The sequence below is a fragment of the Intestinibacter sp. genome (assembly GCF_034113885.1).
Taxonomy (GTDB): Bacteria; Bacillota; Clostridia; order Peptostreptococcales; family Peptostreptococcaceae; genus Intestinibacter.
This window is the reverse complement of record NZ_JAXEWM010000119.1, coordinates 1-22,771: the sequence shown is the minus strand read 5'-3', so window position 1 is coordinate 22,771 and position 22,771 is coordinate 1. Positions and strand designations below refer to the sequence as shown.

Genomic DNA, 22,771 nt, shown 5'->3' with positions numbered 1-22,771 from the left:
TCTAATTGATAAAAAAAAGACAGAAAAATGAATTTTCACATTTTTCTGTCTTTTTTTTATCAATACAAATTCATTAAATATACATCTTTTTATACTAATCAATAACATATTTTAACAATATATTTTGTAGCCCAATAATATATTTTTATACTTTTTATAGTCATTTATATCCTTAAGTCCGATAGCTCTTTTTTGCTCTAAAAGATATAAATTTCCCTTTACAGTATCGATATCTTTTTCTACATCTTTGTGAAGTGAAACAGCAACCTTCTTATTATATGCTTCTGCAAATCTAACAGTGTGCATAGTACCACATTCTATAGCACATTCTACTACTAAAACTCCTAAGCTAAGTGCCGCTTGAAGTCTGTCTCTTTCTATGAAATTTTTACTTGAAGGATTTGTTCCTATTTTATATTCACTTATTAGGCACCCTCCACTTTCAACTATTTCATCGGCTAGATCATTATTGTCATTTGGATAGCATTTATCTAATCCACAAGGTAATGTAGCGACAGTTTTTCCATTTGCCTTTAAGCATCCTCTATGACCTGCTGTATCACATCCATTTGCTAAGCCTGATACGATTACAAATCCTTCTTTAGCATAATAATAACCTAATGCCTCTCCTATTTGTTCACCTTTTTCTGTAGGAGTTCTAGTTCCTATTATAGCAATAGAATTTTTTTCATAAAGGCAATTTAAATCGCCTCTATAAAAAATTAAAATACTTCTGTCCTTTATATCCTTTAGCTTTGATGGAAAATCCTCATTAAATATATTCGTAGCCTTTATGCCTAATTTTTCTGACTCTAATAAAACCTTCACAGAATCCTCAATAGAAGCTTTTATTTCTTCTAGGCTAGGTATATCGAATTCATTATCTACCTCTTTATATTTTTTCAAACAGCTCAAGATATCTTCTTCGTTGAGTTTTATGGCTTCATCTAAAAAACCTCTATCTATTATACTATTTGTTTTTTTCTTACCTATTAAATCTATAATTGTAAGTATTACGCTATTATCCATTTTCTCTCCCTTTATTTTTATTCCAAATTACTTGTCCAAAAGAACCATCATCTTCTCTAAGAGATAGTCTAAGTGTATTATGGTCAAATCTATTTTCTTTCATAATGCTATCTATATATTTATGATAGAAAATATCACTTACTAACGACCATATTTTATAATTATCACTTACTTCTATAATTCTATAAATTTCAACTACTGTTCCACTAAAAAAAGCAGGATTTAATTTTGATAGAGTGCTGGACATTAATTTTGCTTCGTATTCGCTTAAGTTTTGTCTAAGCAACTCATAATAAATTTTTTTATGAGTTTGCTTATATGCGTAATTATACGAATAATAATTAAAATTTAATAAATTATTATCTAAATATCCATTATTTAAAGCCCATTTTGAAACATCTAATACTTTAGTTCTATAAAATATGCTATTTTTTTGATCATAGCTCAAAATACCATATTGATTTCTACATACGATTAAAGAGCTTGTAGCTATATCGTATACTTTTTTATTGTTTAAAATTTTACTATATCCAGGTTTTATATGTTGAATATGCAGATGTCCACTTAAATTCAATACTACATTGTACTTAGCATATAATTCTATAAGTCTTTGATTTTCCTCTAAAGTATAACCTTTATTTAATAAATCATTGTGATCAACTAAACTGTGATGTGTACTTGCTATTACTTTAATATTTTTTTCCTTTGCTTCCTTTAAGTGTTTTTCCAGCCATTCATAAGTACTTTCACTTAATACACCTTTTATTGCAACAGGATTTTTCCAGTTGTTATTTTGATAAAAATTAGTATCGAGCATTACAAGCCATAAATCCTCTAAAACTGGTGCAATATAGCTAAGTGAATATTTATCTTCATATATAGCTTCGTTAAATCCACAGTTAAAATATATTTCTTTAAAATCCTTTGGAGAAACATTTTTTACTGGAACCTTCTGTGTAGGTTTATATTTATATGCATTGTAGTTTTTAATATCGTGGTTTCCAGGAATTACATAGATCTTTATACCATTGTCTATTACCCTTTGTAGCTTCTTCATGAGATCTATATGACTTACCATCTCCCCATTGTACGTTAAATCTCCACATATAATTAAGCCTCCACTGGGTTTATATTCTATAACTTCACTTATAAAGGCATCTATTATTTCAGAGATATATTTCATTTGTTTCAAATCGCCCTTTGCCTCACATATTTCATTTAATTCTCCATCTACATTCGCTTTCTTGGAAATATAGTGCAAATCTGTTGCCACAATAAATTCTACTTTCTTATTAAAATTTATTTTTTTGTCCTCCTTTAAATAGTTTATTTCATTTGAATTCATATATTGTTCGCATCTCATATTAAAGACACCCTTTTACTCCTTTTAATATTAATTATATTTTAATACTAATGTATAAAAAGAACAATATTCAAAAAAATAACCTGACGAGAAATTTCAATTTAAACTCGTCAGGTTATTTTATTATATTATCAAAATCAATTATTTTATTCCTTTTAATAAAGAAACCATTTCTAAAGCACCCATTGCACAATCATATCCTTTATTTCCTGCTTTTGTTCCAGCTCTTTCTATAGCTTGTTCTATGTTTTCAGTTGTAACAACACCGAACATTACTGGTAAATTTTCATCTAGAGATACTTTTGCTATTCCTTTAGAAACTTCATTACAAACATAATCATAATGTGAAGTAGCTCCTCTTATAACGCATCCTAAGCAAATTATTGCATCGTATTTTTTAGTTCTAGCCATCGCTTGAGCTACAAGTGGTATTTCAAATGCTCCTGGTACCCATGCTATTTCAACATCTTCCTTAGCCACATCATGACGATATAAGCAATCTTCTGCTCCTGATACTAATTTAGATACTATAAACTCATTGAAACGAGCTGCAACTATACCTATTTTTAATCCACTTCCATTTAATTTTCCTTCATATATCATTTTCTATTCCTCCAATTATTAGTTTATGTATATTTATAAAGTATCTTATTTGATATTTTATTAGCCTATTTCTAACATATGTCCCATTTTATCTCTCTTAGTTCTTAAATAATCTATATTGTATTGTGTTATTTCTTCTTCAGTAGAAACTCTTTCATTTATTTTTATTCCATATTCTTCTAATTGTTCTAATTTATCAGGGTTGTTGCTCAAAAGTCTAATACTCTTTACACCTAAATCCTTCAATATTTGCGCCGCCATATTAAAATCTCTCAAGTCATTTTCAAATCCTAAAACTAAATTAGCTTCTATAGTATCATACCCTTCATCTTGCATATGGTAAGCTCTTATTTTATTTATAAGACCGATTCCTCTACCCTCTTGTCTTAGATATATAACTAGTCCACTTCCAGTTTTTGCTATAGTTTCCATAGCTGAATTTAATTGTTTTCCACAATCGCATTTAATTGAGTGGAACGCATCTCCTGTCAAGCATTCTGAGTGAACTCTAACTAGTACATTTTCACTATCTAAATCTCCGTATTTAAGAGCTACGTGTTCTTCTCCATTGTATATATCTCTATATCCGATTATTTCGAATATTCCGTAACTTGTAGGTAATGTAGCGCTACTTACTCTCTCAGCAGTTACTTCTGTTATTTTTCTGTATTTTATTAAATCAGCTATAGTTATGATTTTTAAGTCGTGTTCTTCTTTGAATTTCATCAAATCATCTACTCTAGCCATTGTTCCATCTTCCTTTAATATCTCGCATATTACGCCTATTGGAGAAAATCCTGCTATTTTAGCTAAATCTACAGCAGCCTCTGTATGTCCATTTCTAACAAGGACACCTCCATCTTTAGCTACTAGAGGAAACATATGTCCAGGAGTTTTAAAATCACATTCTTTAGCGTCCTTATTGGTAAATTGTCTTATAGTTTCACATCTATCGTATGCTGATATTCCTGTAGTTGTATTTGATCCATCTATAGAAATAGTAAATGCAGTTTTAAAAGAATCTGTGTTGTTTCTGACCATTAGTGGTAGATTTATTTCTTCAAATTTTTCTTTTAATGCTGGCATACATATTAATCCTCTGCCGTATTTAGTCATAAAGTTGATAGCTTCTGGTGTTACCATATCAGCTGCCATCAATAGGTCGCCTTCATTTTCTCTATCTTCATCATCTACTACGATTATCATCTTTCCATTTTTTAAATCTTCTATAGCTTCTGGAATTGTATTAAATTTTGTCATAAAATCACCCCTGTATAATATTAAAATCCATTTTTGATTAAGAAATCTAAATCTATATTGCTCTTTTTATTATTTTTTTCATCGTTTTGGTTAGATAAAGATGTAAATCTTTTTACATATTTTCCGATGATATCACTTTCTAAATTTACTAAATCTCCAACCTTTTTGCCTAAAAGTGTAGTGTTATCTTTTGTATGAGGTATTATCGATACTTTAAGTATTTTTTTATCTACATAAGCAACTGTAAGACTTACACCATCTATAGTTATTGAGCCTTTATGTACAACATAATCTAAAAACTCTTCGTCGGCCTTTATACTTATCCAAACTGCATTTTCTTCCTTTTTAAAATCTATTATAGATCCTGTCGTATCCACATGACCTGTAACTATATGTCCACCAAATCTAGAGGATAAGCTCATAGCTCTCTCTAAATTTACCTTTGAATTTCTAGTTAAAGTACTCAAATTTGTCGCTCTGACTGTTTCCATCATTACATCTGCTACAAATTCATTTTGAAAAACCTCACATACAGTCAGACAAACTCCATTAACTGCTATAGAATCACCTAGATTAACATCTTCCAAAACCTTATTAGCTGAAATTCTTATCTTACCGCTTTTTCCATTCGCTGTAATATTTTTGACTACTCCCACTTCCTCAATAATTCCTGTAAACATAATACCTCCTTTCTGCAATCAAAATTTATTTAATCACATCTGCTTCTATTAGAACATCTTCATCTATCATAGTTATGTTTTGAATTTTCAAATTTGTTGCATCGCTTAATTTTTCTATACCTTCTCCAGATACAAAGCTAGGTGCTTCTTTTCCACCTATTATTTTGGGAGCCATAAATATTTTCACCTTATCAACTAGATTATTTCTAAAAAGACTGTCATTTAAAGTGGCCCCACCTTCTACTAAAACTGAATCTATCTTTAATTCGCCTAATTTTTCTACTATAAAGTTTAAATCTACCTTACCATCTAATTTTGGTGCTATATAGATATCTACACCTTTTTCCTTTAAACAATTTATTTTCTCTAAATCGTTGTTACATGTAAAAACTATTGTTTTTGCTTTTTGATCTTGAACTAAATTTGAATCTATAGGTATCTTTAAGCTTGTATCGACTACAATTCTTATTGGGTTTCTTGTTTTTCTATTTTCTATTCTAGTAGTCAAGCTTGGATTGTCTTTTAAAACTGTATTTATTCCAACCATAATGGCCATATACTTATTTCTAAATTCATGGGTCATCTGTCTAGATTTTTCATTTGAAATCCACTGAGATTCCATATGCTTTGTAGCGATTTTACCATCCATACTTATTGCAGTTTTCGATACTATCAAAGGTATCTTTTTATTTATATAGTGGAAAAACACTTCATTTATTTTTAAACCTTCTTCTTCTAGTACCCCAGTTGTAACTTCTATTCCATTTTCTTTTAATTTTTTGATTCCTTTCCCACCTACTAGGGGGTTGGTATCTACGTTACATATAACAACTCTCCCTACCTTATGTCTTACTAAATTATCTGCACATGGAGGAGTTTTCCCGTAATGTGAACACGGTTCTAATGTAACATAAACTGTAGCTCCTTCGATATCCTCTGTAACGCTATTTATCGCATTTACTTCGGCATGGGCTTGTCCATATTTCATATGATATCCTTGTCCGATTATCTTTCCATCTTTTACAATTACGCATCCAACTAGTGGATTAGGATTTACAAATCCGATTCCCAATTTTGCAAGTTCTAAAGCCTTTTTCATATAGTAATTGTCTTCTTGACATTTTGAATCAAATTTCATAAAAATTCCTTCTTTCTTTTTTTAAAAGATCATTAAAAAAGCTCTGATATATATCAGAGCTCTTACAATCAATAACAAAAATAATAATAAAATTATTAAAAATTTTAAATAATTTATTACTTTATCTTCTCTCATCCAGACTTTACTGTCGGCTTTGGAATCTCACCAAATCAGCTAAAAATAATTTAGCTCGCGGGCTATACCGCCGGTCGGGAATTTCACCCTGCCCCGAAGAATATATCAAATTTTATATCTATATTTTAACTTTATACTTGTAATGTATCACATTTTAATATAATTTGCAAATTTATTATTTTTTAATTACATTATTTTAAAATTTTGTATATAAAAATTTTTTTTGTAAATAATTCTAAATAGATGAGCTCATTATTTAAAATTAATAATTAAAAGGGAGATTAAAAATGCAAAAAATTTTTTTAGTAGACACGGAAAATGTAAATATACGCTCTCTTAAAGGGGCTAATTATTTAGACAAGAACGACTTAATAATACTTTTTACAACTGATAAAACTACGGTTCACAATTTTCACGAAAATCTTATAAAAACTATCGAAACAAAAGCAACTATTAAAAATATCCATATAGAATCTGGAGGTAAAAACTGTCTTGATTTTCAATTAGTGAGCTGCTTAGGTTTGCTTATAGGATCTAACAAAAGTAAAAATATCGATTATTACATAATTAGTAGAGATAAAGGATATCTTCATTCAATAAACTTTTTATGCGAACAGACTCAATGCTCTATAAATTTAATATCAAATCTTAAATCTCTATTTGATGAAAATTATGATGATGCACTCGCTATAATGCAAAATATGGACGACGAAATAACAGAAGCTCTCAAAAACTTAGGATATACAAATAAAACAATTACTAAGGCCTTAATAGCAATAGATTCTTCTAAAACAGAAAAGGATCTAGAAGTTAACTTTTTTCTTCAATTTGGCTGGAATAACAAGATATATAATACTTGTAAACCTATCATTTTCAAGTACAATATTCTTAGTATCGCCTAAATTAGTGTAAAAAGTATAATTAATTTTCTTAAAACTACAAAAGGTATGAAATAATAGATTTTATTTCATACCTTTTGTATATATTACTTACCTTTTCCATCTTTTACTTGAAATTGTTTTTTATCCAAAAAATTTAAATCTTTTTTAAAGAAAATTCCTGCAAATATTTTTACTGATAAAAATATTATAAATCCTATAATTGCAAAAATTTCTATTTTATGTACATTGATATTTTCCTTAAATATAAAATATAAAAAAGAACCATAAGGATCTAATCTCGTATATCCCTCACAAATTAATACTGTCAATAAACAAAATGCTAAAATCACATCGACTTTTCCATTGAAAATCTTAAAAATGTACTTAACTAATCCTATGCACATACAAACTATTACAAGCAAAGAAGTTACTATTGGTACAATTCTAAATTCATCACTTATGCCATTAACTGCTAAAAATAGTAAAGTTATAATTGAAAAAAATACACCTAATTTAAAGTTAATACTTCTAGATGCAACATAGGATAATTTTAAATTCAATATAAATAATGCTATGAAAAGTAAAATACCAAAGAACAATACTCTTTCCACCATCTCACCTCTTTAAAAATAAATTAAAAAAATATATATATTAATAAATATACATTTATTTACAAAAAAATATAAATTTCTTACTTAACTCCTATTATATAAGAATTTTCTATCTTTTTAAAGTTATTTAGGAAAAATGAGTACTTTATAATAAAAAGCAAAAAAAAAGCCCTGATTAACGAGGGTACAGGGCCAAATTTGATAATGATAGATAAAAGAGTGTGAGGGAATCTATCATTATCCGGGTATTTAAGTAAATTATTAAGCTAGTCTTTCTATACTTAGATAATACCTTTTTAATATGAATTTAATGTAAATTTTTTATGAACTATATTTGAATTTTTATATTTTTATATTAAATTTTATTTATTATATAAAATTATTCCTTATTTCTACCTTTTTCATCAATTAATTATTTTTTCTTCCTCTAAATAAAAATGAAAAGAAGCTCTTCTTTGGCACTTTTTGTTCAATGGTAAAAAATGCATTTTCCAATTGATACAATAAAATTCTATCAAAAGTAAATATCACATCGATATTTTCATAATTATTGCTATTATATAAGTTCATTATATCAAACATATGTTCATATGATTCACCTTGTATTATAAGTATTGGTTTTGTTTTAAATTTGATATTTAAATTTTTATAATTTTCTATAACTGTATCATATCTTAACAATTTTTGGCTTAATTTTTCCTGCCAATCCGAAGTTTTTCTGACTACCTCAACAAAAAAATTACGGTCATTGAATTTTAAAATTGATTGTGGTCTAACGATACAACCTCTAATACTATCATTAACTATAACCTTAGACACCTCATATTCTAATTCATCATTCATAACCTGAGTTAATAATTGGTTTGATGCTAATATAGATTTAATTTTAGATGTTTTTATTTCACTTACATAACCCTGAGAATACGTTTTTACATCTAACGCCCTCAATAAACCTGTTCCATGATATCCTAAATAATACGCTTTATATGAACTAATACTATTTTCAGAAACAAATTCTATTTGTCTTACAAAGCTTTTTTCCTTAAGCCTTGTCAATTTTCTAGCTACTGTTTTAGATTCTATATCATATCCGCTCTTTTTTAAATAAAAAGTAATCTGTAAAGATGTAGCAAACAATAAACGATTTATTGTAAATAAAATGGCCTTTTCTATATCTCCAATATGACCTTTTTCCAATAAAAAATCGGCTTCCACTTTCGTCGTATTTTTTTTAGGCTTGTTCAACTTATGCATATCCCCTACATAAGATGCAAATGGTGATAGCTTTTCATCACAAATAGGTACCATTGCCTTTTTTAAATCCACTTTTTTACAAATTTCGCCGATTGGTGAAATAAGTTCAACATTTTTATCATTTTTCATACTAATTACTCCCCTCATATATAAAATGAAACAATAATTATGTTTTCATAAAAATTATATTAATTTAATTATAATATTTTTTACGATATATATCATTTATTATTATATTATTTTTTTGTATCTTTTTAAATTTTTTTGTAGATATAGCTATACATTATTTAAAATTATAATGAAATATTATTATTAGAAATAATTCAAGACGTCTTACAAGTATATTAAAGCAATATTACTAGCTTTTATAAACACGACGATGAGGAGAAAATTCCCACAAAATATATTTTATTTATCTAGTATGTAAAATTACTCCAATTTATATAAACACTTTATATAGTTTAAAATAGTAGCTTCTATAATTGTAAACCCTAAAATCATTTCAAATAATATATATGAAACAAAGAATCTCCCAACTAAAATAAAATAATGAAGCCACTATTTTAAACACTCTCTTTTATGTATTTACTTTTTAAATATTTTTGATTTTGATGCAGATAACCATTCTTTAAAACTATAGCAAAGCATTATCATAGGGAATAATTCAAGACGTCCTGCTAACATGTCAAAACTAAGTATTAATTTTGAAAAATTAGATAGCGATGAAAAGTTACCTACAGGACCTATTATTTCCCCTAATCCTGGTCCTACATTTCCCAGACAAGTTAAAGGAGCTGTTATTATTGTAACCATATCTAAATTTTCAAATGAAATTAATAACATAGATCCTAATAATATAAATACATATACTACGAAATAAGAATACGAAAAATCAAGCACTTGCTTATCCACAGGCTTTCCCTCTATCTTTATTGTCGTTACACTTCTCGGGCTAATCATTTTTTTTATACTAGATCTTGCTGATTTTATTAGCATCATAACCCTAGATATTTTCATACCTCCACCAGTGGAACCGGCACATGCACCTATAACCATCAATAATAATATCAGAACTTTCGACAACGATGGCCATAGATTAAAATCAGTTGTAGCAAATCCAGTCGTAGTTATAATAGATGCAACCTGGAAAAACGAATATCTAAATGATTCTGCTACATTTCCATAAATACCTAATGTATTAACTGTAATTATAGCTGTAAAACTGACTACTATTAACAAGTAACATTTAAGCTCTTCACTTTTTAATATTTGTTTGAAATCTTTTAACAGCAATAAATAATATAAATTAAAATTTACTCCAAACAACAGCATAAATACAGATATCACGATATGTATATAATAGCTATCGTAATAAGCTATACTAGTATTTTTTATAGAATATCCACCTGTACCTGCTGTAGAAAATGCATGCACAATACTATCGTAAAGTGGCATCTTTCCAATCAATAAAAATATTATTTCTAACAAAGTAAGTACAGCATATATAGCATATAATATTCTCGCAGTCATTTTAACCTTAGATACTAATTTACCTACTACAGGTCCCGGAACCTCGGCCTTCATAAGGAACATATTTTGACCTTCTGATTGTGGTAAAAATGCAAGTACAAATACAAGTACTCCCATACCACCTATCCAGTGAGTAAAGCATCTCCAAAATAGCATACCCTTCGATAGACTTTCTATATCGTTTAAAATACTAGAACCTGTAGTCGTAAATCCAGAAACAGTTTCAAAAAACGCATCTATATAGCTTGGGATTTCCCCACTCATATAAAAAGGCAAGGCTCCAATTAAAGATACAACAATCCAACTAAGAGCTACTATTATAAATCCTTCTTTTGCGTATATACGCTTATCTTCTGTTTTTAAATTTGAAAGAAATCCTCCTACTGCCAAAGCAACTGCTATAGTTATAATAAAATACATAGCCTTACGCTCTTTATAAATTAAAGATACTAAAAGTGGCAATACCATTATAATTCCTTCAAATAACAATATATTTCCTAAAGTCCTTAAAATCATCCTCCTGTTCATAACTACAACCTCCTAAGCTAAAATATCTTCCAGGCTAGTTAAGAAAGAATTTGTTGTAACTATTATTACACTATCTCCAGCTTGTATAAAATCGTCCCCGCTCGGTACAATCAACTTATTACCTCGCATTATACCTGCTACAAGTAGGTTTTCTTTCGTATTTAATTTTTTTAGAGGTACACCTAAAAAGCTTACATTTTTATTCGCTATAAATTCAATAGCTTCTACTTTTTTGTCTACAATTTTGTAAAGTGTTTCTATACCACTATCAACTTTGTTTGCCTTTGCTCTTACATATCTAACTATTTGATTTGCTGTAATATCTTTAGGTGAAATGACACTTTCTATACCTATAGATTCCAGCATATTAATTATTGAAAATCTATTTACCTTTGTTATTACCTTAGGCACATTACATTTAGATGCATACATAGATATAATTACATTTTCTTCGTCTATACCAGTCATAGATACACACGCATCTACATGCTCTATACCTTCTTCTAATAAAACATCTTGATCTGTACCATCGGCATTTATAATATCTGCCTTTGGTAAAAGCATACTCAGTCTTTCACATGTTTTTTCATCATTATCTATAATTTTCACCTTTATACCAATTTCAGCTAATTGCTTAGAAAGATAAAATGCTATTCTACCTCCGCCTATTATCATAACTGACTTGATTTTTCTCTCGTAAATTCCAGCTGAAACCATAAAATTCTCTAAATCCTTATGGGATGCAGTAATATGTATTTTGTCACCCTCTTCTAAAGAAAATCTACCATCTGGTATATGTACTCTTTGTTGTCTTTGAAGTGCACATACTAGTACACTAGATTTAAACTTTCTATTCAAATCACTCAATGATATTCCTACTAATTTACTTCCTTGCTTAACTTTTATCTCTGCTAAATCTACAAGTCCCTTTGCAAATTGGTCTACCTTAAGGGCTGATGGGAATTTTAATATACGCGCTATTTCATCAGCAGCAGCCTTTTCTGGATTTATCATCATACTAATTCCCAATCTATCTCTCATAAATGATATCTGTGATGCATAATCTGGATTTCTAACTCTTGCAATTAAATTTTTAGCTCCTAATTCTCTTGCTATCAAGCAAGAAATTAAGTTAACCTCATCAGATGATGTAACTGATATGAATAAATCGGCCTTATTTACACCAGCCTCCATTTGGATATCGTAAATAGCTCCATTTCCACAAATCCCCATGACATCATATGTGTTTACTATATCCTCTATATTTTGTGAATTATTGTCTATGACTACAATGTCATGTCCTTCCATTGCTAGATGCTCAATCAAAGTTCTCCCTACTTTTCCGCATCCTATTACAACTATTTGCATTTCCTTCCTCCTGTTCAAATTTTTAAACCTTGAATAATATTTTATATTCTCCTAGTTAATATTTTATATTTTGATAAATAATCCTCTATAATCTTCAAATAAAGACTTTATAATATGGGAAATTTATTACAATCTATATTATAATACATATTTGCAAAATCTTTATATAATCTTTATATGTTTTAGCAATTTTCTAGGTATTTATTTATGCAATCTTTATATACTCAATAATTTTCTATTTTTGGCAGAGGTATTTTTCACTAATTGAAGTTTATTTTTTATAAAATTATCCATTTTTTCGATATTCAATATGATTTTTTCCTATTTTTGTATACAATTATATTATTGATAAAAGTTTTTAATTAATATTATACAGGAGGAAAAAATGCCAAAATTAAGTAACAGAGTTAATACATTTACTGATTCAGTAATCAGAAGAATGACTAGAATAAGCGATAAATACGGAGCTATAAATTTATCTCAAGGTTTCCCAGATTTTCCACCGCCAAAAGCAATGACTGATGCTTTGGCTAAAATAGCAGCTGAAGGTCCTCATCAATATTCTGTAACTTTTGGGGCGCCAAATTTAAGGGAAGCAATTGCAAAAAAACAAAGTAAAGCATTTAAAAGAAATATCGATTTTGAAAAAGAAGTATTAGTAACTTGTGGTGGTACAGAAGCTATGATGTGTGCTATGATGACAGTTTGTAATCCTGGAGATAAGGTTATAGTCTTCTCTCCATTTTATGAAAACTACGGAGCTGATGCCATATTATCAGGAGCTGAACCTATATACGTTCCACTAGTTCCACCTACTTTTGATTTCGATGTTGAAGTTTTAGAAAATGCATTTAAACAAAATCCAAAGGCGATAATACTTTGCAATCCTTCAAATCCAACTGGAAAAGTATTTACAAAGGAAGAGCTTATGATTATAGCCGATTTAGCTGTAAAATACGATACATTTGTAATAACAGATGAGGTATATGAACATTTGATATATGAACCTTACCATCATACATATTTTGCATCACTGCCTGGTATGTACGAAAGAACTATCTCTACAAGCTCTCTATCAAAGACGTATTCTATCACAGGATGGAGACTTGGATATTTAGTTGGACCAGAGGAAATAGTTGAATGCGCTAAAAAGGTCCACGATTTCTTAACTGTAGGAGCACCTTCTCCTCTACAAGAAGCGGCAGTAGTTGGGCTTAATTTCGACGAATCTTATTACGAAGAATTGAAAAAAACTTATACTGAAAAAAGAGACTATTTTCTAAAAGGACTAGATGAAATAGGACTTGAACACACTATTCCACAGGGAACTTATTTTGTATTAGTCGACATATCTAAATTTTTAGAGTTAGATCAATTTAAAGGAATGAACGATTTAGAATTTTCAGAGTGGATGACTAAAAATATAGGTGTAGCCCCTGTTCCAGGTTCAAGCTTTTTCAGGGAGGAAGTAAATAACCTTATTAGACTTCACTTCGCTAGATCTAAAGAAACTCTAGATGAATGTCTAAGACGTCTATCTAAACTAAAAAAATTGTTAGATCAATAATTGGTTTTTATTTGTTTTTTGAATACATGAACTTTCTCAATTTATATAATTGACATATTATGGAAATAAGTGTTAGAATTATTATACCTTATATAAAATTAAAGGCTTTGACGAGGAGCAGTATGTTTTAGATAAAATACAGAGAGAAAATGGTTGGTGGAAATTTTCATGAGTCTAAAATTGAAGTAGCCTCTGAGCTGTGGACTGAACAATTTTTTTAAGTAGGCTCCATCGGATTTTCGACCGTTAAAACGAAAACGATATTTTTATTAAGTATCGGCTGAGTGCAAAGAATTTTTCTTTGAATTTAGGTGGTAACACGGATTAGATAATTCGCCCTAAGCTATATATATTAGCTTGGGGTTTTTTATTATATTTTTTTAATTAATACATTTTTGAAATAATAGGGAGGACAATATGGAAATTACAGGATCTCAATTAATCATCAATTCTTTAATCGAAGAAGGTGTTGATAAAATATTTGCTTATCCAGGTGGATATGACAAGGATATTTTCGATGCACTATATCACGAACCAGATATAGAATTAATTTTACCAAGACATGAACAAGGTCTTATTCACGCAGCAGAAGGATATGCTCGTTCAACTGGAAAAGTTGGTGTCTGCTTAGTTACAAGTGGGCCAGGGGCAACTAATCTAGTTACAGGTATAGCTGATGCAAACTACGACGGTATACCTCTAGTATGCTTTACTGGACAAGTTTCGACTGCAGTAATAGGCAACGATGCCTTCCAAGAAGTCGATATAGTAGGTATAACTAGAACTATAGCTAAGTTCTCTATGACTATCAGAAAAAGAGAGGATTTAGGTAGAATAATTAAAGAAGCATTTTATATTGCAAGAACAGGAAAACCTGGTCCTGTTGTAATAGATTTGCCAAGCGATATCGTAGGCGCTATGGGATCTGCTGAATACCCAAAAACAGTAGATATCAGAGGATATAAACCAAGCACTGGTGTTCATATAGGACAAATTAAAAAAGCTTTAAAAATGCTTAAAGCTGCTAAAAAACCTCTATTCTTAATAGGTGGAGGAGTTAATATTTCACATGCGAATGAAGAATTCGAAAAGCTTGTAGATATAACACAAATTCCTGTTATAACTACTATAATGGGAAAAGGTGCTATCCCTACTTCTCATCCTCTTTTCATAGGTAATGTAGGTATGCATGGTAGCTATGCATCTAATAAAGCAGTTAATGAATGTGACGTATTATTTTCAATAGGAACAAGATTTAACGATAGAGTTACAGGTAAAATATCTGAATTTGCTCCAAATGCTAAAATAATACATATAGATATAGATTCTGCTTCTATATCTAGAAATATAGTGGTAAATATACCTATAGTTGCAGATGCTAAGGCAGCTATAAAAGAGTTAATTCCATTAGCTAAAGAGCTTGATACAAAGGAATGGGTTGAACAAATAAAAGCTTGGGATAAAGAACGTCCAGTAACTGCACCAAGCTCTGTAGAAGGAGGAATTTCACCTCAAGCTATATTTAATAATTTAAATAAAGCTTTTGACGATGGTATATTTGTAACAGACGTAGGTCAACATCAAATGTGGACTACTCAATTTTTAGAAATGAATAAAAATAAACAATTAATAACTTCTGGTGGACTAGGTACTATGGGATTTGGTTTACCTGCTGCTATAGGAGCACAAATTGGTAATCCAGATAAGAGAGTTGTTTGCATCGCTGGTGATGGTGGTGTACAAATGACTATACAAGAACTTGCAACTGCAGTTCAACTAGAACTTCCTATAACGTTAGTTATTATCAATAATGGTTTCTTAGGAATGGTTAGACAAATGCAACAATTTTTCCACGATAAGAACTATTCTGGAACATGCTTGAGAAAGAGAAAAAGCTGTGAAGGAAAATGTAATTTCAATGGAAATAATATACCAGATTGCTGTCCTCCATATACTCCAGATTTTATAAAGCTCGCAGAAAGCTATGGAGCTTATGGAATAAGAGTTATGGACGAAGATAAATTATTTGATGCATTTGAAGAAGCTAAGAAAAATACAGATGCACCAACTATTATTGAAATATTAATCGACTTCAAAGACGTTGTTTTACCAATGGTTCAAGGTGGTAAACCTCTTAACGCAATGTTACTTGAAACTAACTATTAGAAAGGAATATAGATAAAATGATGAAGAAAAGATGGATTGCTCTTTACGTAGAAAATTATTCTGGGGTACTTGCTAAAATTTCAAGTTTATTCTCAGCTAAATTATATAATCTAGACACATTGACAGTAGGAAAAACAGAAGATCCTGCAACATCAAGAATGACTATCGGTGTTTACTGTGATGATGTTACTTTTGAACAAATAAAAAAACAATTAAATAGATTCGTAGAAGTTATAAAGGTTATCGACTTAACTACTTTAGAAACTCATACTAAAGAACTTCTATTTATAAAAGTAAAAAATTGCTCTACACAAGATAAAAACGATATTTTCCAAATGGCTAAAGTATTTGATATGGATATAGTTGATATTGGCAAAAAAAGCATACTTTTACAATGTGTACACACTGAAAAGAAAGTTGATAGATTGATAGATGTATTCGCAAAACAATATCCTAATAATATCGTTGTTGTTAGAAGTGGTAGTGTTGCAATAGAATCTATTAATATTGAAGATAGATAGATTTATCGATAATTTTTAAGTATAAAAATCCTCTATACTCATTTAGAGGATTTTTTATGTATATACATAATATATTAAATATTGGTATTAAGGAGGACGAGAGAATGATTGAAAATCTAATAAAAAACAACAGAAGCTATCGTATATTTGATGAAAGCTATAAAATCTCTATCGATATGCTCAAAGAAATGTTGAACGTAGCGAGATTTACTTCATCTGGTAGAAATATGCAAACTATAAGATTTTTACCTATAACAAAAGCTTCTCAATTAAACATAATTTACGAAAATATTAAATGGGCAGGATATTTAAAGGATTGGAATGGTCCTGTAGAAGGCCAACGACCTACTGCTTTTATACTATTTTTATCTGATGAAAAAATAAAAAAATCTCCTACTTTCGATATTGACTTAGGACTTGCTTGTCAAAGTATTTTATTAAAATCTATAGAAGAAGGTCTCGGAGGTTGTATGATAGGTGCATTTAATAGAAAAAACATATCTCAAGATTTAAACCTACCTCAAAACTACAATATAGAATTGATACTAGCTTTAGGTAAGCCAAATCAAAATGTTGTAATCGAAGACATAAAAGAGGGCGACGATATAAAATACTGGAAGGATGAAGATAATACCCACCATGTACCTAAAATAGTCTTAGATGACTTAATTGTAGAAATTTAATCTATTAATAAAGGAGTAAAATAAATTTTACTCCTTCTTAAACAATCTAAAAATCGATATTATAATACTAACTTAGTACCACAATTTGGACAGAAGTTAGAACCTCCGTTATTTGGTGTACCACAGTTTGGACAGAATTTAGCCACATTTCCGCCACCTTGTGGATTAACAGGTTGTTGAGGCTGCACAGGTTGTTGATTCATTTGCTGTCCTGCACCCATCATTTGATTTGCCATCTGTTGACCCATCATCATACCCATTTGCATGCTAGCCATATCAGCAGCCATACTTGAGCCACTACCACCATTTGAACCATTTGCTATCGAATCTGCCATAGCCATTTGAGTATACTTATTCATGTCATTTATCATACTTTGTGATGCTGCCTTTGTAGCCATTTCTTGTATTTCCTTTGGATAGCTAACACTAGCTATTGCAAAGCTAGTAATAGCTATTCCTATCTTTTGCATTTCCATATCTAAATCAGTTTTAATACCGTTAGAAATTTCAAATGCATTTGCTTGAATATTAAATATATCTTTTCCTTCCTTTACTATCCATCTCATAAGAGTTTGGTCTAGCATAGACATTATACGTTCTTTCACATCATCTATTGTGTATTGCTTTTTAACGCCTGCTACCTTGTCTATAAGTAATTGATAATCAGCTACCTTACAGCAAAATGTTCCAAAAGATTTTATAGGCATTCCTCCTGGAAGATTTGGCGTTGGTATATTTATAGCATTTTTTGTTCCCCATTTTACTGTCAATTCCTTAGTATTGACAAATAAAACCTCAGCTCTCATACCACTGTTAAATCCAAATTTAAATCCTTTTAATGTTGATAAGAAAGGCACTATTTGAGATTCTATATCGAAGCTTCCTTCGTCCTTAAATACACCTTCTACTTTTCCATTAAACATAAATATCGCATCTTGGCCTGGTCTAATAATTAATTTACTTCCTTTTTTAATTTCTTTATTATCCCATTTCCAAAAGATCATGTCGTCTCTAAACTGTTCCCATTCTACTACATTTGCCAGTTGTCCACTAAAAAGTCCCATATTATGCCTCCTATTTTCTATGAATTCATAAAATACCAAATCAAAGCCATTATAACAAGTATTGCTACAACTATAGCAGCTATTTTAAATGCACTCTTAGGATACTCACCTACTATTACACCTGATTGACCATTTATTAAAACATGGTATTCCTTATCCTTATAATAATAAGCTGTCGAATAAACAGGTAGTAATACATGCTTATAAGTTTCATTTTGATAAGATGAATTCATAGATAAACCTCTTACTCTGTCGTATCTTCTAAGCACATCGCTTTCACATAAGCTTCTCATTTCATTTTCCATCTTATTTATTGCTTCTCTATGAGCATCATCTAAATCTACAGTATATATCTCAGAACAATAACCAGACATATAATCAGGTGAAAAAGAAGATATATTTTGAGTATTATAAACCATAGAATTTAATAAATTTGATTTTAATTTATCTGATGCTCTTATTAATACATCATCAAAGAAATTATGTACATGTCCTGATGTAGGATGCCATCTAGTTTTTATTTCTGTATGAGTTTTTCCATCTGAATCCTCATAAGTGACTTCGTAATCCTCTCCACCCATAGCTTGATATGAAGCATCTACATCTGCATCAAATGTCCAAAATGGCATATATATACCTTGGATCTTATCAGTCTGATACAAGCTCTTCAGCGTATTTGGAGCAAGCCATCTGCTTTTTATCCAATCATGATAAATCTCCCCGATTTTTACCTTGTCAATTCTAAATGGTACTACTCCATCTGGAACTAATGCATCCATTTGCTTTTTAGCCAATACATAATTTGAGCCACAATATGGACATACTGTAGCAGTGCTTGTAGCGTCTACCTCCACAAGAGCACCACAGCCTTCACATTCCATACTAGTAGATGTTTTTTCTTCTGCTTTTATAGAATTTATCGCTTTTTTTGTTAGTTGGTGTTCTACAACCTTACTTTCATCATGTTTTATTTCAATTTCATTGCCACAATTTGGACATTTTAAATTTTGTGACGAAACATCAAATTCCATCACTGCCCCACAATTTGTGCAATAATACGTTTTTACACTCTCCATAAATCTCCCCTTCTAGTATTAAATGCCTTTAATCTAACTCCAAAATACTTATTGTAAACCTAATTTAGCCTTTAATGCAGCTAATTCATCATCTGTTTCTGAAGAAGATGCCCCACCAGTTTGTGTATCGTATTTTGCCATTAAATCATCTATATTACTGCTATCCTTAGAAGAATTTAATTCCGCCATAGCATTTGCTGTGTCTAATTTCTTATTTATTTTTGCTTCCATTTCATCGAATTTAGACATATTGCCCATTGCTCCATCTATACTAGAGCCTATTTTATTTAATTTTTCTTGAGTTTCAGCAACTGCCATTTTAGCCTTTAATTGATCTCTTCTTGAATTTAGTTCTGCTATATCTTTAACTATCTTATCATGCATAGCTCTCATCTTAGTTGAATTTTCTTTTGCTATATCATAAGTCTGTTGAAGTGATGATAATTTTTTACTTAATTCTGATTTTTTCTCTAAAAATGCTCTAGCATCAGCTTCATTACCTGCTAATAATGCTTTTTCTGCATAAGCTTGCATTTTATTTATAGATTCTGTACATTCATCTAGCTCTCTTTTTGCTCTTGTTTCCTCAGCCATAACTGCTGCTGTTTCTGCTTTAACCTTACCTAAATCACTTTCTAGATTTCTAAGGTATTGATCTATCATTTTCATTGGATCCTCTACCTTATCTAATAATGCATTAATGTTTGAAGACATTATATCCTTAAATCTACTTAAAATTCCAGCCATCGTAACTCCTCCTTAAATAATCTATAGGTATCTAATTTTAATTTAAGTATATCACAGTATTTTTGCATTTGTATTAATATTTAAACTTCTAAAATTTACAAAATCTTAACTTTTCAAATTAATAAAGGTATTATTGCACCTTTAGTAACAATAATACCTCAATTTCTACAATTCTATTTCAATTTTAGAGCTTAATTTTACAACTCCACCTATAGTTATCTTTTTAGTTTGTCCATTTTCTTTATTTATTTCTGCATCTATAGTTCCACCTGGTTGACTGATGCTGTACTTCAAATCTCCGTCCTTTAAATCTTTTCCTAGATAGAAAATTGTAGCCAATGTACCACTTCCACAGCTGCTTTCAAAGAAAGTCGTATCTGTATCCTTTACATATACTACTGGAGTAATATATTTCTTATCTACATCAAAGAACATAACTCCAAAAGCCTCTACATCGTAATTTTCATATACAGCTTTTTTAAATTTTTCAAAATTTTCTTCTGTAGCATCGATATTTTCAGCTATTATATGGTTAATTCCTTCTATTATTACAATTGGAAAATTTCCTAAATCCTCTACACAAATATTTTCAATTCCTTTAGGAATAGGCATTTCTATTTCAGCTGTTTCCTTTTCTAAATCTACCTTTGTCTTCAAAGGTTTATTACTTCCTGTTATTTCAACAGATACAATTCCATTTTTTATATTATTTTCTTGTGCAAAAAACATTCCTATACTTCTAGAAGCATTTCCACAAAACTCTCCACCCATCATTTCAAGTCTTATGTCTCCACCCATAATAGGCTCTTTTATAAATCCAACTTGCTCAGCTTCGTAATCTGTATTTTCTAAAATATCTTTTGCAACGCTTTTATACAATTTTTTATCTATATCATCTAAAACAAAAACTGTTATATTTTTTGCTGGATCTGCTATTACTATATTGTATTTATTTTTTTCAGTCATCATATATACCCCTTTTGTATTTAAATTTATATATTAATTTGTAATTTGATCAAATGAAGTTATCTCCGGTATAGTATCGTTTATTATAGCTGTTATTCTACTATACGCATTAGATAATTCATAATAATAAGAAGAATTCATATCTATACCCTTGTTAAATTCTGAAGAAATAGGAGTAACAACATAAGAAGCTCCATTGTTTTCTTTTAATACATGACAAGGTATATATCCCATCTCTGATATTTCAACTTCTCCACTATCATCTTTTGTCAATACTACATTTAAAATAAATGTATCCTTTGTAACTGTACTAGTTTGGTGTGATACAAAATTCCCCATTGAATACATTACAGGAACTGATTTTCCTTCCTTATTAATTAAGGCATCACTTGTCTGCAATGCATGAGGATGTGAGCCTATTATTAAATCGGCACCTGCATCAGCTATCTCTTGAGCGTGTAGAGCTTGTTTTTCTGTATAATCATTCCAAAATTCTCTTCCCCAGTGATTGTACACAATTACAAATTCTGCACCCTTATCTCTTGCATCCTTTATGTCTTTTTCTACCTTTTCCTTAGAATATCTATTGATCATCATTTCCCTTTTTTCTTCAGGTAATGTTGTATCCTTTTTATTAAATTTTTCACTATAAGATAACACAGCGACCTTTATTCCATTTATTTCAGTAATAACAAATCTCTGCTCTTCTTCAGATGTGAAGCATCCTGTATGAGAAAATTTGTATTTATCTAGTGCGTTGTTAGTTTCTATTAAACCTCTTTCCCCGCTGTCAGTCATATGATTATTTCCATTTACTAAAGTGTCAAAGCCAGCATATCTAAGTGCATCTAAATAAGTAATTGGACCATTACAATAAGGTCTATTTCCTGCAAAATTTTGCTCCTTCATATAAGGTGATGAATTAGAAAGCAGTGATTCTATATTTCCAACTACATAATCCGCTTTTGAAAAAATATCTTTAACTAGTGAAAAGCTCTCATTAAAATTATAAGTCCCATCCTCTGTCAAAGCAGCCTCTTGTTGTCTAGTTTGATTCATCAAGTCTCCTACTAACATTATTCTCGCTTTATTTGAATTTTCTTCGCTAGATTTTGAATTTCTGTATATTCCATCGTCATCAAGAGTGTATCTAGGCTCTTTGATTTCAGTTAAAGGCTCTAGCATCTTTCTATATACGATTATTGTAGTTTCTATTTCTTTATTATCTTCATTTCGATAGACAATTGAGGTAACACCTACCATTTTCGCTCTTATCATTCCATTTTTATCAACGGCAGCTATTTTTATATTTTTAGAATAGTAATTTCCTTTTATATTATTTTTGTTCCCTGAACCGCTCCAAATACTAGTTTCTTGACCTTCCCTCAATGTCACAATTTGCTTTTGTAAATTTATACTATCATTATAAATTGTATCTGCTTGCACCTCTACATTAGATATAAAAAATATTTCTAAATATAAAAAGATGGAACTTATTGATGAAATTATAAAAACTGAAAAACAGAATGACTTACATCAAAAAAATAATATACATAAAGAAAATGATGAAAATTTAGTAAATAAAAATAATAAAATTCATT

General features: G+C 29.7%; 20 protein-coding genes, 1 riboswitch and 1 other annotated feature. Of the genes, 5 read left to right on the top strand and 15 right to left on the bottom strand.

Features of this window, described 5'->3' with window-relative positions; all coding sequences use genetic code 11:
* Nucleotides 1-111: 111 nt before the first annotated feature.
* The 6 genes from SPD90_RS07295 to ribD form a co-directional block, all read right to left on the bottom strand.
* Nucleotides 112-1,029 (bottom strand): DNA-processing protein DprA, encoded by a 918-nt coding sequence (locus tag SPD90_RS07295; protein ID WP_320924784.1) that lies wholly within the window; start codon nt 1,027-1,029, stop codon nt 112-114.
* Entirely contained in the window at nt 1,022-2,392 is a 1,371-nt protein-coding gene (locus SPD90_RS07290) for a metallophosphoesterase (RefSeq protein WP_320626364.1), read from the bottom strand. Before SPD90_RS07290 ends, SPD90_RS07295 begins: the two co-directional genes overlap by 8 nt.
* Nucleotides 2,393-2,533: 141 nt before the next feature.
* On the bottom strand, nt 2,534-2,995 hold the full coding sequence (ribH, locus tag SPD90_RS07285; RefSeq protein WP_290693627.1) for a 6,7-dimethyl-8-ribityllumazine synthase: 462 nt from the start codon (nt 2,993-2,995) through the stop codon (nt 2,534-2,536).
* 60 nt (nt 2,996-3,055) lie between these two features.
* Nucleotides 3,056-4,255 (bottom strand): bifunctional 3,4-dihydroxy-2-butanone-4-phosphate synthase/GTP cyclohydrolase II, encoded by a 1,200-nt coding sequence (locus SPD90_RS07280; RefSeq protein WP_320924783.1) that lies wholly within the window; start codon nt 4,253-4,255, stop codon nt 3,056-3,058.
* Nucleotides 4,256-4,275: 20 nt separating this feature from the next.
* The gene (locus SPD90_RS07275) at nt 4,276-4,935 is read right to left on the bottom strand and encodes a riboflavin synthase (RefSeq protein WP_320924782.1); all 660 of its coding nucleotides are present in this window, start codon (nt 4,933-4,935) and stop codon (nt 4,276-4,278) included.
* A gap of 25 nt (nt 4,936-4,960) precedes the next feature.
* Nucleotides 4,961-6,073, bottom strand: a complete 1,113-nt coding sequence (gene ribD, locus SPD90_RS07270) for a bifunctional diaminohydroxyphosphoribosylaminopyrimidine deaminase/5-amino-6-(5-phosphoribosylamino)uracil reductase RibD (RefSeq protein ID WP_320924781.1) — start codon at nt 6,071-6,073, stop codon at nt 4,961-4,963.
* Between the two features lie 119 nt (nt 6,074-6,192).
* Nucleotides 6,193-6,313, bottom strand: a riboswitch (FMN riboswitch).
* 182 nt (nt 6,314-6,495) lie between these two features.
* Between ribD and SPD90_RS07265 the strand changes: the two genes are divergently transcribed.
* Nucleotides 6,496-7,110, top strand: coding sequence for a PIN domain-containing protein (locus tag SPD90_RS07265; protein ID WP_320924780.1), 615 nt, complete (start codon nt 6,496-6,498; stop codon nt 7,108-7,110).
* A gap of 83 nt (nt 7,111-7,193) precedes the next feature.
* On the opposite strand, the gene SPD90_RS07260 is transcribed toward SPD90_RS07265, so the two are convergent.
* From SPD90_RS07260 to trkA, 4 genes are all read right to left on the bottom strand, one after another.
* Nucleotides 7,194-7,700: a hypothetical protein gene (locus SPD90_RS07260; protein ID WP_320626946.1), complete on the bottom strand. Its 507-nt coding sequence runs from the start codon at nt 7,698-7,700 to the stop codon at nt 7,194-7,196.
* A gap of 408 nt (nt 7,701-8,108) precedes the next feature.
* Complete coding sequence (locus SPD90_RS07255; RefSeq protein ID WP_320626947.1) at nt 8,109-9,083, bottom strand: replication-relaxation family protein; 975 nt, start codon at nt 9,081-9,083, stop codon at nt 8,109-8,111.
* Between the two features lie 456 nt (nt 9,084-9,539).
* The gene (locus SPD90_RS07250; protein WP_320626948.1) at nt 9,540-11,012 is read right to left on the bottom strand and encodes a TrkH family potassium uptake protein; all 1,473 of its coding nucleotides are present in this window, start codon (nt 11,010-11,012) and stop codon (nt 9,540-9,542) included.
* A 12-nt stretch (nt 11,013-11,024) separates the two neighbouring features.
* Nucleotides 11,025-12,398 (bottom strand): Trk system potassium transporter TrkA, encoded by a 1,374-nt coding sequence (gene trkA, locus SPD90_RS07245; protein ID WP_320626949.1) that lies wholly within the window; start codon nt 12,396-12,398, stop codon nt 11,025-11,027.
* A gap of 367 nt (nt 12,399-12,765) precedes the next feature.
* Here trkA and SPD90_RS07240 point away from each other — a divergent pair, with 367 nt between their 5' ends.
* The 4 genes from SPD90_RS07240 (at nt 12,766) to SPD90_RS07225 (ending at nt 17,317) form a co-directional block, all read left to right on the top strand.
* Nucleotides 12,766-13,947, top strand: a complete 1,182-nt coding sequence (locus SPD90_RS07240; RefSeq protein WP_320626950.1) for a pyridoxal phosphate-dependent aminotransferase — start codon at nt 12,766-12,768, stop codon at nt 13,945-13,947.
* A gap of 98 nt (nt 13,948-14,045) precedes the next feature.
* Nucleotides 14,046-14,291: a binding site (T-box leader), on the top strand.
* A gap of 73 nt (nt 14,292-14,364) precedes the next feature.
* On the top strand, nt 14,365-16,113 hold the full coding sequence (gene ilvB / locus SPD90_RS07235) for a biosynthetic-type acetolactate synthase large subunit (protein WP_320924779.1): 1,749 nt from the start codon (nt 14,365-14,367) through the stop codon (nt 16,111-16,113).
* A gap of 17 nt (nt 16,114-16,130) precedes the next feature.
* On the top strand, nt 16,131-16,634 hold the full coding sequence (gene ilvN, locus SPD90_RS07230; protein WP_331680533.1) for an acetolactate synthase small subunit: 504 nt from the start codon (nt 16,131-16,133) through the stop codon (nt 16,632-16,634).
* A gap of 104 nt (nt 16,635-16,738) precedes the next feature.
* Nucleotides 16,739-17,317 (top strand): nitroreductase family protein, encoded by a 579-nt coding sequence (locus tag SPD90_RS07225; RefSeq protein ID WP_320626952.1) that lies wholly within the window; start codon nt 16,739-16,741, stop codon nt 17,315-17,317.
* Between the two features lie 59 nt (nt 17,318-17,376).
* Here SPD90_RS07225 and SPD90_RS07220 read toward each other — a convergent pair whose 3' ends face one another.
* The 5 genes from SPD90_RS07220 to SPD90_RS07200 form a co-directional block, all read right to left on the bottom strand.
* Complete coding sequence (locus SPD90_RS07220) at nt 17,377-18,381, bottom strand: SPFH domain-containing protein (protein ID WP_320924778.1); 1,005 nt, start codon at nt 18,379-18,381, stop codon at nt 17,377-17,379.
* 17 nt (nt 18,382-18,398) lie between these two features.
* Nucleotides 18,399-19,457, bottom strand: a complete 1,059-nt coding sequence (locus SPD90_RS07215; protein WP_320924777.1) for a hypothetical protein — start codon at nt 19,455-19,457, stop codon at nt 18,399-18,401.
* A 48-nt stretch (nt 19,458-19,505) separates the two neighbouring features.
* Nucleotides 19,506-20,204: a PspA/IM30 family protein gene (locus SPD90_RS07210; protein WP_320626955.1), complete on the bottom strand. Its 699-nt coding sequence runs from the start codon at nt 20,202-20,204 to the stop codon at nt 19,506-19,508.
* A 165-nt stretch (nt 20,205-20,369) separates the two neighbouring features.
* Nucleotides 20,370-21,170 (bottom strand): hypothetical protein, encoded by an 801-nt coding sequence (locus SPD90_RS07205; RefSeq protein WP_320924776.1) that lies wholly within the window; start codon nt 21,168-21,170, stop codon nt 20,370-20,372.
* A 33-nt stretch (nt 21,171-21,203) separates the two neighbouring features.
* Complete coding sequence (locus SPD90_RS07200) at nt 21,204-22,616, bottom strand: CapA family protein (RefSeq protein WP_320924775.1); 1,413 nt, start codon at nt 22,614-22,616, stop codon at nt 21,204-21,206.
* Nucleotides 22,617-22,771: the final 155 nt, after the last annotated feature.